The following is a 17,548-nucleotide window of genomic DNA, read 5'->3' as shown; positions in this document are numbered from 1 at the left end:
CCTTTCGGCAGGATCCGCGGGAGGCCGCGGCGGACACGGTGTCTGAATGCTAGCCGCCGCCCGCCTCCGGGAGAGGGCGGGGTGTTCTCCGGCGGGAGAGGTGTGCTCATCGCGCGAGTATCGCAGAGCGGTGGCGGCGTCCTGCGCCTATGAGACGTGCCGTCTCATCGGCACTCTCCTCCCGACCGCGAGATGCCACTTCGATACGCCCGCTACGGCGTGTCACGTACCGAAGTGGCATCTCGCGGCGGGCGGGAGGCGCGCCTCAGCGCAGCGACTCGAGCACGGCCTCCAGCTCGTCGACGGCGAAGTCGATCTCGGCGGCGGTGACCACCAGCGGCGGCGCCAGGCGGATCGTCGAGCCGTGCGTGTCCTTGGCCAGCACTCCGCGGGCCATCAGGGCCTCGCAGACGGCGCGGCCCGAGGCGAGCTGCGGGTCGATGTCGATGCCGGCCCAGAGTCCGGCGCCGCGGACGGCGACCACTCCCCGGCCGATCAGCGACTGGAGGCGCGCGTGCAGCTGGGCGCCGCGCTCGCGGGCGAGGGCCTGGTACTCGCCCGTCGCGAGCATCTCGACGACCGCGAGGCCGACGGCGGCGGCGAGCGGGTTGCCGCCGAAGGTCGAGCCGTGCTGGCCCGGCTGCAGGACGCCGAGCACGTCGGCGTCCGCGACCACGGCCGAGACCGGGACGATGCCGCCGCCGAGCGCCTTGCCGAGCAGGTAGACGTCGGGGACGACTCCGACCAGGTCGCAGGCGAAGGTGGCGCCCGTGCGGCCGAGGCCGGACTGGATCTCGTCGGCGATGAAGAGGACGTTGCGGCGCGCGGTGATCTCGCGGACGGCGGGCAGGTAGTCGGCCGGCGGCACGACGATGCCCGCCTCGCCCTGGATCGGCTCGATCAGCACGGCGACGGTGTCGTCGTCGATCGCGGCCTCGAGGGCTGCGGCGTCGCCGAACGGGACCGTGCGGAATCCGGGCGTGAACGGAGCGAAGCCGTCGCGCGCCTCCGCGTCGTCGCTGAACGAGATGATCGTGGTGGTGCGGCCGTGGAAGTTGCCCGCCGCGACGACGATGTTCGCCCTGCCCGGGGCGACGCCCTTGACCCGGTAGCCCCAGGCGCGCGCGACCTTGATGCCCGACTCGACCGCCTCCGCGCCCGTGTTCATCGGCAGGACCATGTCCTTGCCGGCGAGCGCGGCGAGCGCCGTGACGAACGGGCCGAGGCGGTCGTTGTGGAACGCGCGGCTGGTGAGGGTGACGCGGCCGAGCTGCTCGCGGGCCGCCTCCAGCAGCACCGGGTGCGAGTGGCCGAAGTTCACGGCGGAGTAGGCGGCGAGGCAGTCGAGGTAGCGGACGCCCTCGACGTCGGTGATCCAGGCGCCCTCGCCGGTGGCCGCGACGACGGGCAGCGGGTGGTAGTTGTGGGCGGCGTGCTCCTCCTCCGCGGCGATGAGGGCGGCGGAGCGGGCGGTGGTGGTGTCGGTGATGCTCATGTCGTTCCTCCTGAGGGGACGTTCGACTCTCCAGGAGTCGTCGCACTCGGCGTCGAGTGCGACGACTCGTGGACAGTGGAGGGTGGGCAGGCGCTGCGGGAGGGCGTCGCCGGCCGGTGGGAGTGGGTCAGCGGCGCAGCTCGAGCGTGCAGCACTTCACGCCGCCGCCGCCGAGCAGCAGCTCGGACAGGTCGACGCCGATCGGGTTGTAGCCGCGCTCACGCAGCTGGCGCTCGAAGCCCGTCGCGCGGGACGCGATCACGACGTTGAGGCCGTCGGAGAAGGAGTTCAGTCCGAGCACGGACGCGTCCTCCTCCGAGACGAGGATCGCGTCGGGGTAGAGCTCGCGGAGGGTGCTGTTGCCCTCCTCGCTGAACGCGCTCGGGAGGTAGGCGATATTCGTGTCGTCGAGCACGGCGATCGCGGTGTCGAGGTGGTAGAACGACGGGTTCACGAGCTCGAGCGTGACGACCTCGCGGCCGAAGACGCGGGCGACCTCGGCGTGCGAATCGGAGGCGGAGCGGAAGCCGGTGCCGGCGAGGATGCGCTCGCCGACGAGGAGGAAGTCGCCCTCGCCCTCGTTGACCTCCTCGGGGACGCGGACGTCGAAGCCGGCCGAGCGGAACCAGTCCATGTACGCGGGGCCCTCGGGCTGGCGCTCGGGGTAGGTGAAGGAGGCGCCGTAGGCGATGCCGTCGATCACGAATCCGCCGTTGGCCGCGTAGACCATGTCCGGCAGACCGGCCTCGGGCTCGATCAGCTCGATCGTGAAGCCGAGCTCCACGTAGGTGTCGTAGAGGGTCTGCCACTGCCGGACGGCGAGGGACGTGTCGGTGGGGACCTGCGGGTCCATCCACGGATTGATGCGGTAGACGACGGTGAAGTGCTCGGGACGGCACATCAGGATCGTCTTCGCGACGGGGGTTCGGGCGGGTGCCTCAGCGAGCACGGCGGTATCGGTCATTCGAGTCCTCCTGCGAAAGGATGCGGATGAGCGGACCGGGTCCAGTGGCTCCGTGCCCCGCGCGTGACGCAGCGGGATGGAGCACGCTCGCGCCCAGTCTTGCACGCGCCGATCGTGCGATTCTCGCCGTGGCGCGCACGGAACGCGCGTACATAGCGGGTCTCGCGCACAGGAGTGCCGCGGTCGTCGTGGCGATCAGCGGAACCCGACTATCCCGAGCCCCGCACCACGCCTTTCTCGGACAAACCCTTTCCGATCCTTTTGTCACCGCACCGATGACAGTCCCGGACTTCGTGAGATTCTGCCCAGAATGGGGGACTTAGCGAGCCGGAGAAGCACATGGGACGATCCCCCCGGCTCGACAGTCGTCGGACTTCTCTCTCCGACGGATCCGGATGCCCTCCTCCATGCGAACGAAGACCCTCAGCGTCTCCCTTCTCCTCGCCCTGCTCCTCTCCCTCATCGTCGCGACTCCGGCCCAGGCCGCAGGATCGCCGGCGGCGCCGACGAACGTCGTCGCGGTGCAGAACGGGTGCACGGACGCCGTCACGATCTCCTGGAATGCCCCGCAGCAAGCAGTCGCGGGCTATCGCATCCATTTGTACGAGAAGTACTACTTCTATCCGGGGTATTACTTCTACCAAATGTTCACCACCGCCCTCACCGAGGTCAGAGGGGCTACATCGGCGACGATCTCCATCCCGCACTCCACCGATCCCGTGGGCGTCGAGGTCGTCAGCGTCACCGACTTCTCCGCGCCGTTCGCCGGCGGCTCCGAGGGCGCTCCATTGGAGCCCTCGGACTTCCAGAGCCCTGTCGCAGCGGCAGACGTCCACCGTCAATCCGGAGCGCCCGGACCGTCGGACCTCACTGTCACCGTCGACCCCACGACAACTCTTGCCACCGCGAGCTGGGACGCGCCCTCGCTCGATGGACGGCAGTGCGGGTTTGACGAGTACCACGCAACCACCGACTTCGTCTTCGGCCCGAGCGGCGACCCAGAGGGATACCCCGGATACGATGCGGTCTACGCCGCAGATTCCACTTCTCAGACTCTTTCTCTGGACCGACCCGGGGTCTACCAGTTCTGCATCTGGTCCGCATCGGCGAGCGACGGATTCAAGAACCGTCGCACTTTCACCGACTCTCTCAAGACGTGCGCCGGATTCAGTACGGACTTCTCCATGCCGTCGGCACCGGAACAGGTCCATGCCGAATCCTCGGGCAGTTCCATCACCGTGTCGTGGAGCGAGCCGTCCAACAGCGGCGGCAGTCCCATCACCGGCTACCGAGTGGCCCGCGACGGCACCGATGCCTCAGGCAGCGGCCCCTGGTCGACCGTCGTCTCCGCGGATCGCCGCTCGCAGACGTTCACGAACCTCCGCCCCAACTCCTCGTACACCTTCACCGTTCAAGCGATCAATGACATCGGCACCAGCGAAGCGGCAACAGTCACCCGCACGGCCGACGCCTATTTCGCCCCCTCCGTCCCTACGCGCGTCGCCGGGACGACGAACGACACCGCGCGATCCGCGACGATCTCATGGTCGCCTCCGGCCTCCCCCGGGAACCCGGCGATCACCGGCTACCGGGTCTCGCGCAACGGCGTCGACAACGCGGGCGCCGGTCCGTGGTCGACGACGGTCGCCGCCACGTCCCGTTCCTTCACCTTCACAGCCCTCGCGGCGGGCGCCACCTACACGATGAGCGTCAGCGCTATCAACGCCGGAGGCGACAGCGAGGCTGCATCGACCGTCGTGCGCATCGGCGGCACCGCCCTCACCGCCGCCACCCCGACGATCACCGGCACCGCCGCGGTCGGCTCGACGCTCACGGCGAGCGCGGGCACCTGGGGCCCCTCCCCTGTCGCCCTCGCCTACCAGTGGCGCGCGAACGGCACCGCGATCAGCGGGGCGACCGGCACCACGTACCGTCCGGTCGCGGGCGACGCGGGCAGGGTGATCACCGTCGCAGTCACGGGCTCGAAGTCGGGCTACGTCTCGACGACACGCGTCTCCTCCGGGACCGCTGCCGTGACCGGCGGCGCGATCACCGCTGCGACGCCGACCATCAGCGGCACGGCGAAGGTCGGCTCGACCCTCACCGCGAAGCCCGGCACCTGGGGCCCCTCCCCCGTCGCCCTCGCCTACCAGTGGAAGGCGAACGGCACCGCTCTGAGCGGGGCGACGTCTGCGACGTACACGCCGACCAGCGCCACTCTCGGCAAGACGATCACCGTGACGGTCACAGGGTCGAAGTCCGGATTCACCGCCGTGACGAAGACCTCCGCGAAGACGAGCGCCGTGGTGGCGGGCACCCTCTCCGCCGCGACCCCGACGATCACCGGCACCGCGAAGGTCGGCTCCACCCTGACCGCCAAGCCGGGCACCTGGGGTCCCTCGCCGGTGGCCCTCACCTACCAGTGGAAGGCGAACGGCACCGCGATCTCCGGGGCGACCTCCGCCACCTACAAGCCGACCAGCGCCGCGGTGGGGAAGAAGATCACGGTGACCGTCACCGGCAAGAAGGCCGACTACACGACGGCGACGCGCACCTCCGCCGCCACCGCAGCGGTCGTCAAGTAGGGGATCCGACCCGGGTCGCCGAGGGAGCCTGCTCGCGCGGACTCCTCCGGCGGCCCCGGGAATCCACCACCATCGTCCCCCGGATGGGGGCCCATCCCGCCGACACCCGCCCTCTCCCGGAGGCGGGCGGCGGCTAGCATTCAGACACCGTGTCCGCCGCGGCCTCCCGCGGATCCTGCCGAAAGGCCCGCCGTGCCCGCACGCTCCCTCGCCGCGATCGGCGTCTCCGCTCTCCTGCTGACCGGCCTCGCGGCCGGTCCGGCCGTCGCCGCCCCCGATCTGCCCGGCACGAGCGCCGCGCAGGAGGCCGCCGCCGAGGTCGTCCTCTCCGGCACCATCGCGCTCCGCGACGCCGACGAGGAGCACCCCGCCCCCGCGGACCCGTCCTTCTACGTCCAGGTCCAGGACGCCGAGGGAGACGTGGTCGCCGAGGCGAGCACGGGCGCCGACTTCTCCCTCCCCGTTCCCGGCGGCGAGCCCCTCACCGTCCGCGCGAACCTGATCGGCAGCGACGACTGGTACCCGACCTGGTTCGGCGACACCCCGATCGCCGAGGCCGCGAGGACGACCCGGGGGACCGACGAGTCCGTCGCCATCTCCCTCCTGCGCACCGCCGAGCTGTCCGGATCGATCACCGCCGACGCGGTCCCGGGCGTCTCCTCCCCCTCCTTCGACGTGCAGGCCTGGTGGGTCGACGGAGGGACGTACACGCTCCTCGACTCCGTCCCCGTCACCGGAGCCCCCGGCGCCGCCCGCGCGTGGGACCCGAGCGACCTCGCCCTGCCCGCCGGCGACTACCTCCTGCGCCTCGTGGAGCCGGGGTACCCCGCCTACGACGACCAGTACTTCTCGCGCCTGGCCCGCCTCGACGAGCGCGCGGTCGTCTCCGTGCCGCCGGGCGGCCGCAGCGGCATCGACTTCTTCCCGTCGGCCTACTCCTCCGACGTCGCCCGCCTCGCCGGGACCGACCGGTACGCGACCGCCGTCGCGGTGACCGCCTCCGGATTCGCCGACGGCGCCCCCGTCGTCTACCTCGCCAGCGGAGCGAACTGGCCGGACGCGCTCAGCGCCGGCCCCGCCGCCGCGAAGCAGGGCGGCGCCCTCCTGCTCACCGACCCGAGCGTCCTGCCCGCCGTGGTGGCGGACGAGCTGCGCCGCCTCGCCCCGCAGCGGATCGTCGTGGTCGGCAGCGCCCTCTCCGTGAGCGAGTCGGTGCTCCAGCAGGTGAAGGCCCTCGGGATCCCGACCGAGCGCATCGAGGGCGTCGACCGCTACGACACCTCGCGCCGGATCGTCGAGGACGCCTTCCCCGACGGCAGCTACGAGAACGTCTTCGTCGCGACCGGCACCAACTTCCCGGACGCCCTCTCGGTCGCGCCGATCGCCGGCCGCCGCGCCGAGCCCGTCCTCCTCGTCGACGGCGCCCGCTCGCGCCTCGACCAGCCGACCCGTGACACCCTCGCCGGACTCGACCCCTCCTCCGTGCAGCTGCTCGGCGGTGCGCCGTCGATCTCGACCGCCGTGGAGGCCGACCTCCGCGCCGCGAAGATCGCCGACACCGTGTCGCGCATCGCCGGGACGGACCGCCACGACACCAGCCGACACCTCAACGACGTCTTCCCGCCGTCCGAGCTGGGCGACACCGTCTACCTCGCGACCGCCACCGGCTTCGCCGACGCGCTGGCCGTCGGCCCGGTCGCCGCGAAGCAGGGCGCCCCGCTCTACCTCAGCGAGCCGACCTGCCTGCCGCGCAGCACCCGTGTGAAGATGCAGGGCCACGACCTCGATCAGGTGCTGCTCCTCGGCAGCCCTCTGACCCTGTCGGCGCAGGTGCGCTCGCTGTCCGCCTGCTGAGACCCGAGACGCACCGCGCGAGCCCTGGAGATCCATGAGCGCCACCGCCGACCGCCCCCTCCTCGTCGGCATCGAGACCGGGGGCACGAAGGTGGTCGCGGCGGTCGCCGACGCCGCTGATCCCGAGCGGATCCTCGCGACGACGACCCTGCCGACCCGCGGCCCCGTCGAGACCCTCGCCGACCTGGCCGGCTTCGTCAGCGGCCACGGCGTCGACGGCACCGTCGCCGCGGTCGGCGTCGCCTCCTTCGGCCCGCTCGACGTCGACGCCGGCTCCCCGACCTACGGGCACCTCACCTCCACGCCGAAGCTCGGCTGGGAGGGGACCGACGTGCTCGGCCCGATCGGCGCGGCCGCACCGGGCGCCCGGCTCGCGCTGGTCACCGACGTCAACGGAGCCGCGCTGGGCGAGGCCCGCTGGGGCGCCGGAGCCGGAGTCGACGACTTCGTGTACCTGACGGTCGGCACCGGAGTCGGCGGCGGTGTGATCGCGGGCGGACGGCTCCTCGCCGGCAGCGGCTGGCCCGAGGTCGCGCACCTGCTGCCCCGCCGCCACCCCGAGGACGGCTTCGCCGGCACCTGCCCGTTCCACGGCGACTGCCTCGAGGGCCTGGTCGCCGGTCCCGCGATCTCGGCGCGCTGGGGCGTCGACGGCTCCCGCCTCGGCCCGGAGGAGGCGGCCGCGAACCTCCGCTTCAGCTCCTACTACCTCGCGCAGCTCGTCACGACGCTCGCCTACGTCGCGGGCGTGCGGCTCGCGGTCGTCGGCGGAGGCGTGTCGAAGACGCCGGGCCTCGTCCCCGCGGTCGAGGCCGAGGTCGAGCGGCTGATGGGCGCGCCCGGGGCCACTGGGACGGGCGGCGGACGGATCCGCATCGTGCGCCCCGCCCTCGGCGACGAGTCCGGAGTGCGCGGTGCGATCTCGCTGGCGGAGTCCCTGCTCGGCTGAGCCCTACCCTCGTCCCATGAGCGAGCGACCCGTCGACCCCTCGGCCCCCGACTCCGGCCGCGACGAGACGGTGGAGGAGAGATCCGACCGCAACTGGAACGAGATCCTGCAGGAGCTGCGGGTCGTGCAGACCGGCACGCAGATCCTGGGCGGCTTCCTCCTGACGCTGTGCTTCCAGCAGCGGTTCGCCGACCTCGCGCCGCCGGACGTGGCGCTCTACCTCGTGCTCGTCCTGCTCGCCGCGTGCGTCACGATCCTGGCGCTGGCGCCGGTCATCGCCCACCGGCTGCTGTTCCAGCGGCGGAGGAAGGCCGAGCTGGTGCGGTTCGGCAACCGGGTGGTCACGGTGTGCCTCGCGGCGGGGTCGCTGCTGTTCGTCGGAGTCGTGGGCTTCGTGTTCGACGTCGTGCTGGGCGGGCCGGCGGGGCTCTGGGCGGGCGGAGGCGTGCTGCTGCTGCTCGCGGTGGTCTGGGCGACCGCGCCGGTCCTCCTGCGGAGGCGCTGACGGCGGCGGAGTCTGCCCGCCCCTCCCCCGCGAGTCAACGGGGTACCCGGGTCCGCGCCGCTCTTCCTACCGTGGGCCGCGAGGCGCGCACCGCGCCGACGCGAGAGGAGCACCATGACCGACCGGACCGGGCAGCCGCAGGAGAACCCGCAGAACCACGACCACGTCGACGACGCGGGCGTCGACAAGCCCTCGCAGGCCGAGGGCGACGAAACCGAGGGATCGGCCGGCTGATCGCCCCCTCGATCCCCGCCCTCCCCGCGATCGACAGCAGTGCAGCCGTCCTCGCCGACGGCTACCTCTTCGGGACGCGGCGCTTCGACGACGTGGGCGCGGACGCGTTCCGCACCCGGATCCTCGGACGGCCCGTGATCGTGGCGCGCGGCATCGAGGCGGCGCGATTCTTCTACGAGGGCGGGCGCTTCGACCGCGAGGGCGCGCTGCCCGGCTCGGTGCTGCACCTCCTGCAGGACGAGGGCAGCGTGCAGACCCTCGAGGACGAGCCCCACCGGCGGCGGAAGCGGATGTTCCTCGACCTGGTGGAGACGCCCGAGCAGCGGTCGAGGCTAGTCTCCGCCTTCGCGCGGGAGTGGCAGGCGGCCGCCGCCCGGCTGACGGGCGAGCGGGTCCGCCTCCAGGACGTCGCCGCGGAGGTCCTGGGCCGCGCGGTCCTGTCGTGGGCCGGCATCGAGGCCGACGAGGAGGAGGTGCTGCGGCGCACGGACGAGCTCCAGGCGATGATCGACAACGCCGGGCGCTTCGGCCCGCCCAACTGGTCCGCGCGACTCCGCCGCCGCTCGACCGAGCGGTGGGCGCGGGGCCTGATCGAGGCGAGCCGGACGGCCGGGCCCTCCCCGACCCCCCTGCACCGGATCGCGCACGAGAAGGAGGACGGCGGCCTCCTGCCCGTCGAGGTCGCCGCGGTGGAGCTGATCAACCTGCTGCGGCCCACGGTCGCGGTAGGCCGCTTCGTGGTGCTGGCGGCGCTGGCGCTGCACGGGCATCCGGAGTGGCGGGAGCGGCTCGCCGACCAGGAGGAGCGCGTCGCGTTCGCGAACGAGGTGCGGCGCTTCTCCCCGTTCTTCCCGATGGTCGGAGGACGGGCCCGACGGGAGCTGGACTTCCGCGGCGAGACCCTCCCCGTGGGGCAGTGGATGCTGCTCGACCTCTACGCGACGGACCACGGCTCGCACTGGGAGGTGCCGAGACGCTTCGATCCGGAGCGGTTCCGGTCGCCGGTCGACCGCGACGGCTTCATCGCGCAGGGCGGCGGGCACTACGGAGGCGACCACCGGTGCCCGGGCGAGCCGGCGACCGTCGACCTGCTGTCCGCGGCGCTGGAGCTCCTGGTCGCGGGACACCCGTACGACGTCGAGGACGGGCAGGATCTGCGCGTGAGCCTGCAGAGCTTCCCGACCGGGCCGGAGGACGGCTTCGTGGTGAGGTTCCGCTAGGAGCGGGGCGGCCTCGGCGAGCGGTCTCCGCGGCGGGCGACGTCCGCGGCGGGGCGGTCCTCCTCCACAGGCCGCGGTTCTCCGCCTTCTCCCCTGATCCGCTCGGGCGCGTCCCGCCGGAGCGGCCCGACGAGCACGCTCGGGGCATGCAGCAGCCGAGTCAGTCCTCCGGAGCGTCGAGCTCCTCGAGCGCCCGCAGCGCCTCGCGGGCGCGCTCGAGCCGATCGGCCTCGGGCTCGTCCCACCAGGCCGGTCCGCGCTCGCCCAGCCCGTGCTTGGCGAGCCCGACCCTCCTGCGCGCCAGCGCCTCCGCTTCCACGTCCTCGTGCAGCCGGGCGGAGCGCACCCCCGAGCGCCCGCGCCCGAGGTGCGAAGTCAGGCCGGCGACCACGTCCTCCGGCAGCGAGGGGTCGGTGCGCCGCCACCGGCGGCCCTTCACCACGAGCCAGCGCTCGTCGTCCTCGTCGCTCACTCCGTCACCGCCGCCTCGGGTTGAGCCGGTCGCCGGTGCTCGTGAGGTCCACCTGCTCCGGCAGCAGGAGCGCCTCGATCCGTCCGGTGGCGGAGAGCCGCAGCAGGTCGTCGACGAGGGCGCGCGAGCCGCCGATCAGCGTCGAGTCGAAATCGACCTCGCTCGCGAGGTACCAGGCCCGGTCCTCCGGCCAGAGCGCGAGCGGAGTCTGCACGACGAGCCCGGAGGCGTCGGCGAAGCCCGCCGCGCGCGCCCACGCGGTGTCCTCGAGCACCCGGACGTCGAGCGAGAGCAGAGGCCCCTCCCGCCCCGGCAGCTCGACCGTCGCCGCGGCGGCGGTCTCGGGGTGCTCCCAGCCGGTCGGCCGGGTGTCGCTCATCCACTCGGGCAGCTCCTCCGAGGCGTCCGAGCGGGAGATCAGGATCCGCGACCCGCCGCTCAGCACGCCGAACCCCTCCCAGAACAAGGCGAGGCAGTCGTCGGGGGTGGTCGTGTGCTCCGCGAGCACGGCGGCGACGGCCGCGAGCTCGTCGAGCGGGAGCACTCCGAGCCGGGGCTCCGCGTAGTCGTCGGCATGCTCGCCGGTGAGCGAGTACCACTGCGCGAGCGGATGCAGGAGCGTCCCCTCCCGCCCGGCCACCTCGCGCCAGCGCAGGGGCGGCTCGTCGCCGGACGGATGCAGGATCCGCACGGCCGCCTCGAACAGCGGAGGGACGATCCCCTCGAAGCGCCCGAACGGCCCGAGAGCGCTGAGCATCGGCTCCGCCCGCGCGGCGTCCCGCTCGGCGCGCAGAGGAGCGCCATCCGGTGTCGGCTCGACCATCGGCCCAGGCTAGCGCTGGACGGTCGCTCCGCTCAGGGCGGAGAGGGCTCGCTGCGGTCCCGTCTCGCGGGCGAGGCCCTCGGCGAGCGCCGTCAGCCGTTCGCGGGCGGGAGCGTCGAGTGCGAGCATCCGCCGCGCAGCCTCGGCGAGCTCTCCCGCGGAGGCGGCGTTGGGGTCGAGCACGGCGGCGAACCCGGCGTCCTCGAGTGCGGCCGCCCCCGCGAACTGGTCCGTCGAGAACGGCAGGACGACGAGCGGCACGCCCGCGGTCATCGCCTCCGTGACGCTGTTGTTGCCGCCGTGGCTGACCGCCAGCGCGGCCCGGCGCAGGAGCGCGACCTGCGGCAGGAAGCCGCGGACCAGCCAGCCCTCGGGGACCTCGCCCAGGGCCGAGCGCTCGGTCGCGCCGGAGGCGAGAGCCACTCGGACGGGCCTGCCCCCGGTCTCGACGCCGGCCAGGGCCTCGACGACCCGGGCCAGCACGTCGTCGCGCACCGAGAGGAAGCTGCCGAAGCTCACGTAGACGACCGGATCCTCGGACGCGGCGAGCCACTCCTCGACCTCCGCGTCGTCGGGCTCCTCGCGGACGGCGGAGCCGAGGAACGCGTGCGGCGGCAGCTGCGCGGTGCGGGCCGAGTCGTGGAGCTCGCCCGGGTAGTTGAGCAGCAGGACGTCGCCGCTCTCGGCGAAGGCGTCGGCGCTGGGCGCCGCTCCGGGGTCGAGGGTGGCGAGGGCGGCGTTCCACTCGGCGGTGAAGGAGTCGCGCACCTGCTCGCAGAGGGCGCGGAGCGCATCGAGGTCGTCCGGCTCCGGTGCGAAGGCGTCCGGCCAGACCGGAGGGAAGCCGTAGACCTCGCCGGGCACCGTGAGCGCGCTGGGGTGGCCGAGCACGACGTCGCCGTAGGGCACGCGCAGTGCCTTCAGCGCCACGCGCGCGGTGAAGGCGAGGTGGTCGACCACGATCGCGTCGGGCTGCACCTCGTCGAGGATCACGCGCAGGCGCGCGGCGACGCCGGCCGGATCCCAGAGCAGGTCGGTGAGCCGCTCCCGCGCCTGGTAGGCGAGGGTGGGGACCATCCCGCGCCGGGTGGCGTCGAAGAAGCCGCGGAGGGACGCGCCCTCGTCGGGCGCCTGCTCCTCCGCGCGGATCGTGCCCGGGTTGGAGCCGCGCCCCAGCCGGAGCGCGATGTGCTCGAAGCCGAAGCCGTCCACGATGGAGCGCGTCGCGTCGCCGGTCGCCACGACGACGCGCTCGCCCGCCTCCTGCCACGCCGTGCCGAGGGTGGCCAGCGGGAGCAGGTGCGACGCGTAGTCGGGACTGATGATCAGCAGGGTCACGAGGCCCCCAGCGCGAGCGGCGAGCGGAGGGGACGCTCCTGGTCCGCGGTCGCCTGCGCGTAGACGCCCGAGAGGGCGTGCGCCATGGCCTGCACCGTGTAGCGCTCGGCGACCATCGCGCGCCCGCGGGCCGCGGCGTGCTCGCCGAGAGGGCCTCCTGCGAGATCCAGTGCGGCGGCGGCACCGGCGGCGAGCGCTGCGGGGTCGGCGGTGTCGACCAGGAAGCCGGTCTCCCCCTCCTCGACGTAGGTCGCGGGCCCGCCGGTCGCCGGAGCGACGACGACCAGTCCCGCGGAGAGCGCCTCGAGGAGGGCGATGCCGAACTCCTCCTTGACGCTCGCGCAGACGTACGCGCCTCCCGGAGCCGAGAGCCCCGGTCGGCCGTGCCGGATCGCGCCGAGCCAGCGGGCCACGGTCCCGTTCGGGCGGTGGCCGGCCAGGAGCAGACCGTCGGACGCGACGGCGCGGATGCGGTCGAGCTGCTCGCGCTCGTCGGGGCTCGGGTCGGCGAGGTCTCCGCCGACCAGGAGCAGGTTGGCGCGCTCCCGGAGCGAGGGGGCGGACGCCCAGGCCTCGGCGAGCGCCGCCATCCCCTTCACCCGGTGCAGGCGGCCCACGCTGAGCAGCAGCGGGAGGCCGCGGCGGTGCTCGGGCAGCTCCTCCAGCAGGAGGTCGAGCGAGGCCAGGTCGCCGCCCTCGTCCAGCGCGACCGGCTCACCGGCGGCGGAGGCGCGCGCAGCCGCCTCGCCGCGCTCGACGAGGCCGACGTCGATCCCCTCCGGGACGATCGTGTGCCGCTCCGGGTGCGCGGTGATGTCGACGCCGATCAGCTCGCGGACGGTCGCGGCCAGCTCCTCCCGCGGGAAGAGGACGGTGTGCGCGGCGTCGGCGGCCAGCCGCTGCACCAGGCGCACGCGGAACCAGAAGTGCTCGGCGGCGTCGCGCTCGCCGAAGTCCGCGCGGGTGAGGGCGCCGGAGGCGTCCAGGCCCGCGATCAGGGCGTGCGGGTCCGGAGCGAGGGTGAACACGACGGGGATCTCGAGCTCCCGGGCGACCGCGGCCGCCGCGAGGGATCCGACGTCCGCCATCCGCAGGTGCAGCACGTCGACCCGGCCGGCCTTGCGCAGGATCCGGCGGATGCCGCGCTCGGCGGCGATGCGTCGGCTCCAGGCCTGGGGCATGGCGACGGGGGGCCCCACGAACGGGACCGGAGCGAAGCCGTGGCCGGAGCCGGGCAGCTCGCCGAGCGCGCGCTCGGCCTCGGCCGGAGTCCCACGCGACAGCGTGAGCACCCGGTCGATCCCCTCCTGCTCGACGAGCGAGTCGCCCAGGCGCACCAGCAGGGTCGCGATCCCGCCGTTGTCTCCGGCTCCCACCCGGGTCAGAGTCCCGTCGATGTCGGCGTGGACGAAGAGCTGCGCGACCGTCGGACCGGCCTCCACGGCCGGTCCGGGGGCGAGGTCGCCCAGGGCGAGCCGGGCGAGGGGCCCGATCGGCGCCGCCTCCTCGGCCAGGCCGGTGAGCAGGAGCTCGGCGTCGTCGGAGCCGCGCTCGCCGAGTGCGTCCGTCGCGGCGGCCCGCGCCTCCACCCCCTCCGCGCGATCGGCGGCCACGTGCAGGAGGGTGCGCTCGGCGATCGCGCCGGGCACGAGGCCCAGGGTCTCGACGAGCCGTGCCCGAGCCGCCGCCTCGCGCTCGCCGAGCAGCGCGCCCTCGAGCGCGACGGCGACGAGGTCGGGGGTCGAGGAGGCCCAGAGCAGGACGGTGCGCTGCGCGAGCATGCCGGAGAACGCGCCGTCGCGGACCAGGCGCAGCAGCGGCCCGAGCGCGGCCGGGCGGGGCAGGCGCCCGCCGAAGGCCCAGGCGGCGTGCTCGCGGAGGTACGGGCGCTCGTCCTCGAGCAGCATGAGCAGCGCGAGGTCGGCCTCCTCGTCGAAGACCTGCGCGAGCGAGTGCACGGCCGCGATCGCGGTGAGCTGGTCCGAGGGATCCAGGGCTGCTCGGGTGAGCAGCCGTACCGCGCGGCCGCCGCCGTCGCTGACCGCGGCGACCGTCAGCTCGTCGGCCATCCGGACGGCCTCGAGCAGAGTGGGAGCGGCGCGCACGGCGTCGAGAGCGGTCTGCGTGGCCATGGTTCACCTGGTCTGTCGGAGTGGAGAGTGCGGCGGAGCGCGACTCCCGACCGCTGGAGCGGCCCAGGAGGAGCGGACCGGTACCGAGCATGCCGCGCGGGCGGCTGGGATTTCGCCACTTGCGCCGGATCTCCTCCCACGGTACGGCCTCCTGTCAAGGGGGTGATGGCCGCAGTTCGTTTGCGCAACGCGCGAGGATCCTCAGCCGCGGGTCCACTCCAGGAGCCGCTCGACCGGCCAGGTGGTCACGATCCGCTCCTCCGGGACGCCGAGCCGCTCCGCCCGCTCCGCTCCGTAGTCGAGCAGGCCGAGCTGGCCCGGGGCGTGCGCATCGCTGTCGATCGAGAACAGGCAGCCCGCCTCCATCGCGAGCGCGATCAGCTCGTCCGGCGGGTCCTCGCGCTCGGGGCGGGCGTTGATCTCGACGGCGGTGGAGTGGTCGGCGCACGCCCGGAAGACGGCCCGCGCGTCGAAGGTCGACGGCGGGCGGGTGCCGCGCTCGCCCGACACCAGCCGCCCGGTGACGTGGCCGAGGACGTCGGTCCGCGGATCCGACGCTGCTGCGACCAGCCGGGCCGTCATCTCACGGGAGGGCAGCCGCAGCTTCGAGTGGGCGCTCGCGACGACCACGTCGAGACGGTCCAGCAGCTCGTCCGTCTGGTCGAGCGCGCCGTCCTCGAGGACGTCCACCTCGATCCCGCTGAGCAGCCGCAGGGTCCCGGTGTCGAGGCCCGCGAGATGGGTCAGCTGCTCCTCCAGCCGCTCCGCGCTGAGACCGTGGGCGACTCGGAGCCGCGGCGAGTGGTCGGTGAGCGCCAGGTACTCGTGGCCGAGCGCGCGGGCGGCGTCCGCCATCGCGAGGACGGGCGTCGCCCCGTCGGACCACTCGCTGTGGCTGTGGAGGTCGCCGCGCAGCCGTCCTCGCAGAGCACTCGCGGGCGGAGGAGCAGAGCCGCGCAGCTCCGCGAGATAGTCGGGCACCCGGCCCGATCGCGCCTGCTCGATCACGGTGAAGGTCGTGTCGCCGATCCCGGAGGCCCGTCGCACGAGGGCGAGGTCGTCCCGCTCAGCGGGCGCCATCCCCTCCAGCACCGCGGCCGCGCGGCGGAACGCCTTCGCCCGGTAGCGCGAGGCCCGCTCCCGCTCGAGCAGTGCTGCGATCTCCTCGAGTGCCGCGATCGGGTCCATGCGCCCGGTCTACCACGGCGCCCGCCGCGCCCTCACCCCCTCGACAGCGGCGCCGGCCCGCCACGGCGCCGCCCCTTGTCCCGGCCGCTCGACGCTGGGAACCGGCCGAACCCCGTTGCCGAGTGGCGTGATCGAGATATATCGTGACTGTCGTCCACTCGCGATGTATCGCGTTTCAGAAGGCACCCCGGTGCAGGAGGAGGAGCTCATGTCCCTCGAGAAATGGCTCGTACAGGCCGGCGAGACGAAGGTCATCGACCTTGACGTCGTCCGCTCGGTCAAGGTCGCCCTCGTCGGCGGCCAGATCGACGTCATCGCCCACGACGAGCCGACCGCTCGCGTGGAGGTCCACAGCGTCGACGGCCGCCCGCTCAAGGTCTCGATGGACGGCGACCGCCTCGAGATCGACCACGTCCAGCTCCGCTGGGACACCATCGTCGACGTCGTGAAGGGCCTCGGCCGCCGCGGCGACCGCGCCGACATCAGCCTCCTCGTCCCCCGCGGCGTCGACCTGAAGTTCGACACCGTCTCGGCCGACGGCCTGGTCTCGGGCCTCCACAGCGACGCCCGCGTCTCGACGGTCGGCGGCGACATCGTCGTCGACGGCCTGCACGGCGACATCGAGGTGAACACCGTCCACGGCGAGCTCTCGGTCCGCAGCCACACCGGCCGCGTCACCGCGCGCACCGTGTCCGGCGACGTCACCGCGACCGGCGACCTCACCCGCTTCACCGTCGACGGCGTCTCGGGCAGCGTCTTCGTCGACGCCGAGGGCACCCCCGACCGGATCCAGGCCAACACCGTCAGCGGCGACCTCACGATCCGCGTCGACGAGGGCCTCGGCGCCCGCTACCGCATCAACACCGTCTCGGGCACGCTCCAGCTCGACGGCACCGTCGTCAAGGGCACCTTCGGCCGGGGCTTCACCTCGACCACGGGCTCGCTCGACTCGAAGTGGGTCGACGTCGCCGCCAACTCCGTCTCGGGAGACGTGGTCGTCGTCCGCCGGTCCGTCGCCGCCGCCTCCGCCTCAGTGGGCGAGGGCTGGGGCTCCCCCGGCTCCGGCCCCGCCGACGGCCCGCGCCCGATGGACGGGAGCTCGCTGTGAGCCCCGTCTTCGCGCACGGCCGCCTGCGCCTCTACCTGCTCAACCTCCTCGCCGAGTCACCGCGCCACGGCTACGAGCTCATCCAGGCGCTCAGCGAGCGCTTCGGCGGCACCTACGCGCCCAGCGCCGGCACGGTCTACCCGCGCCTCGCGAAGCTCGAGGAGGAGGGACTCGTCACCAAGGAGGCCGACGGCCGCAAGACCGTCTACTCCATCACCGACGCCGGCCGGGCCGAGCTCGCGAACCGCGCGACCGACCTGGGCGACATCGAGGAGGAGCTCACCGACTCCGTCCGCCGCCTGGCCGACGAGGTGCGCCTCGGCGTCGCGGAGGCGATGAAGAGCCTCCGCGCCGACCTCGCCAGCGCCGCCCGCGACTCGCGCGAGCCCGGACGCCGTCCGGAGCACTCCGCGGAGGAGCCGCGTCCGCAGGACACGTCCGGCACTCCGTCCGAGCAGCCCGAGCAGCCAGCCCCGGCCGCGACCGACGCGCGCACCGCCTCGCGGATCGCCCTGCGCGACGCCGAGGTGCTGCTCACCGAGTTCCGCGACGAGCTGCGCGCGGAGCTGCGCACCGCCGCCTCCTCGGGATCCGTGACGACCGGGAGCGTCGACGCCCTGCGCGCCGCGCTCGACGAGGCCCGCGCCTCGGTCCGCTCCACGCTGGGCTGAGCCCGGACAC

General features: G+C 73.6%; 14 protein-coding genes. 7 read left to right on the top strand and 7 right to left on the bottom strand.

The genetic code is table 11. From position 1 onward, the window contains the following. Positions 1-265: 265 nt before the first annotated feature. Positions 266-1,495 (bottom strand): ornithine--oxo-acid transaminase, encoded by a 1,230-nt coding sequence (rocD, locus tag C5D44_RS12525; RefSeq protein ID WP_104277029.1) that lies wholly within the window; start codon positions 1,493-1,495, stop codon positions 266-268. A 127-nt stretch (positions 1,496-1,622) separates the two neighbouring features. Then, entirely contained in the window at positions 1,623-2,459 is an 837-nt protein-coding gene (gene ddaH / locus C5D44_RS12520) for a dimethylargininase (RefSeq protein WP_104281815.1), read from the bottom strand. 407 nt (positions 2,460-2,866) lie between these two features. Here ddaH and C5D44_RS12515 point away from each other — a divergent pair, with 407 nt between their 5' ends. The 5 genes from C5D44_RS12515 to C5D44_RS12495 all read left to right on the top strand — a co-directional run bounded on the left by C5D44_RS12515 (position 2,867) and on the right by C5D44_RS12495 (position 9,806). Beyond that, positions 2,867-5,044 carry a fibronectin type III domain-containing protein gene (locus C5D44_RS12515; protein WP_181118502.1) on the top strand — a complete coding sequence of 726 codons (2,178 nt, stop codon included), beginning with the start codon at positions 2,867-2,869 and terminating at the stop codon, positions 5,042-5,044. 192 nt (positions 5,045-5,236) lie between these two features. Beyond that, the gene (locus tag C5D44_RS12510) at positions 5,237-6,898 is read left to right on the top strand and encodes a cell wall-binding repeat-containing protein (protein ID WP_104281813.1); all 1,662 of its coding nucleotides are present in this window, start codon (positions 5,237-5,239) and stop codon (positions 6,896-6,898) included. Between the two features lie 34 nt (positions 6,899-6,932). Further along, complete coding sequence (locus tag C5D44_RS12505; protein WP_104281812.1) at positions 6,933-7,847, top strand: ROK family protein; 915 nt, start codon at positions 6,933-6,935, stop codon at positions 7,845-7,847. Positions 7,848-7,863: 16 nt separating this feature from the next. Beyond that, a complete protein-coding gene (locus tag C5D44_RS12500) occupies positions 7,864-8,352 on the top strand; it encodes a DUF6328 family protein (RefSeq protein ID WP_104256068.1) in 489 nt (162 codons plus the stop codon). 326 nt (positions 8,353-8,678) lie between these two features. Further along, entirely contained in the window at positions 8,679-9,806 is a 1,128-nt protein-coding gene (locus C5D44_RS12495; protein ID WP_104281811.1) for a cytochrome P450, read from the top strand. Positions 9,807-9,966: 160 nt separating this feature from the next. Here the strand turns inward: C5D44_RS12495 and C5D44_RS12490 are convergent, their stop codons facing one another. The 5 genes from C5D44_RS12490 to C5D44_RS12470 all read right to left on the bottom strand — a co-directional run bounded on the left by C5D44_RS12490 (position 9,967) and on the right by C5D44_RS12470 (position 15,759). Further along, positions 9,967-10,278: a biopolymer transporter Tol gene (locus C5D44_RS12490; RefSeq protein WP_104281810.1), complete on the bottom strand. Its 312-nt coding sequence runs from the start codon at positions 10,276-10,278 to the stop codon at positions 9,967-9,969. 4 nt (positions 10,279-10,282) lie between these two features. After that, entirely contained in the window at positions 10,283-11,101 is an 819-nt protein-coding gene (locus C5D44_RS12485) for a hypothetical protein (protein ID WP_104281809.1), read from the bottom strand. A 9-nt stretch (positions 11,102-11,110) separates the two neighbouring features. After that, entirely contained in the window at positions 11,111-12,439 is a 1,329-nt protein-coding gene (locus tag C5D44_RS12480; RefSeq protein ID WP_104277036.1) for a glycosyltransferase, read from the bottom strand. After that, positions 12,436-14,571, bottom strand: coding sequence for a glycosyltransferase (locus C5D44_RS12475; protein WP_104281808.1), 2,136 nt, complete (start codon positions 14,569-14,571; stop codon positions 12,436-12,438). Before C5D44_RS12475 ends, C5D44_RS12480 begins: the two co-directional genes overlap by 4 nt. Before the next feature lie 201 nt (positions 14,572-14,772). Then, positions 14,773-15,759, bottom strand: coding sequence for a PHP domain-containing protein (locus C5D44_RS12470; protein WP_104277038.1), 987 nt, complete (start codon positions 15,757-15,759; stop codon positions 14,773-14,775). A gap of 208 nt (positions 15,760-15,967) precedes the next feature. Between C5D44_RS12470 and C5D44_RS12465 the strand changes: the two genes are divergently transcribed. Further along, complete coding sequence (locus tag C5D44_RS12465) at positions 15,968-16,867, top strand: hypothetical protein (protein WP_258067379.1); 900 nt, start codon at positions 15,968-15,970, stop codon at positions 16,865-16,867. Continuing rightward, positions 16,864-17,538 (top strand): PadR family transcriptional regulator, encoded by a 675-nt coding sequence (locus C5D44_RS12460; RefSeq protein WP_104281807.1) that lies wholly within the window; start codon positions 16,864-16,866, stop codon positions 17,536-17,538. Before C5D44_RS12465 ends, C5D44_RS12460 begins: the two co-directional genes overlap by 4 nt. Positions 17,539-17,548 lie beyond the last annotated feature (10 nt).

This window comes from Rathayibacter sp. AY1B5 (genome assembly GCF_002932795.1).
Taxonomy (GTDB): Bacteria; Actinomycetota; Actinomycetes; order Actinomycetales; family Microbacteriaceae; genus Rathayibacter.
This window is presented reverse-complemented; position numbering and strand designations above follow the sequence as displayed.

What these genes read in the sequence shown, in the direction of transcription:
- rocD (WP_104277029.1), bottom strand. Translation starts at nt 1,495, where the DNA reads ATGAGCATCACCGACACCACCACCGCCCGCTCCGCCGCCCTCATCGCC.
- ddaH (WP_104281815.1), bottom strand. Translation starts at nt 2,459, where the DNA reads ATGACCGATACCGCCGTGCTCGCTGAGGCACCCGCCCGAACCCCCGTC.
- C5D44_RS12515 (WP_181118502.1), top strand. Translation starts at nt 2,867, where the DNA reads ATGCGAACGAAGACCCTCAGCGTCTCCCTTCTCCTCGCCCTGCTCCTC.
- C5D44_RS12505 (WP_104281812.1), top strand. Translation starts at nt 6,933, where the DNA reads ATGAGCGCCACCGCCGACCGCCCCCTCCTCGTCGGCATCGAGACCGGG.
- C5D44_RS12500 (WP_104256068.1), top strand. Translation starts at nt 7,864, where the DNA reads ATGAGCGAGCGACCCGTCGACCCCTCGGCCCCCGACTCCGGCCGCGAC.
- C5D44_RS12485 (WP_104281809.1), bottom strand. Translation starts at nt 11,101, where the DNA reads ATGGTCGAGCCGACACCGGATGGCGCTCCTCTGCGCGCCGAGCGGGAC.
- C5D44_RS12475 (WP_104281808.1), bottom strand. Translation starts at nt 14,571, where the DNA reads ATGGCCACGCAGACCGCTCTCGACGCCGTGCGCGCCGCTCCCACTCTG.
- C5D44_RS12470 (WP_104277038.1), bottom strand. Translation starts at nt 15,759, where the DNA reads ATGGACCCGATCGCGGCACTCGAGGAGATCGCAGCACTGCTCGAGCGG.
- C5D44_RS12465 (WP_258067379.1), top strand. Translation starts at nt 15,968, where the DNA reads ATGTCCCTCGAGAAATGGCTCGTACAGGCCGGCGAGACGAAGGTCATC.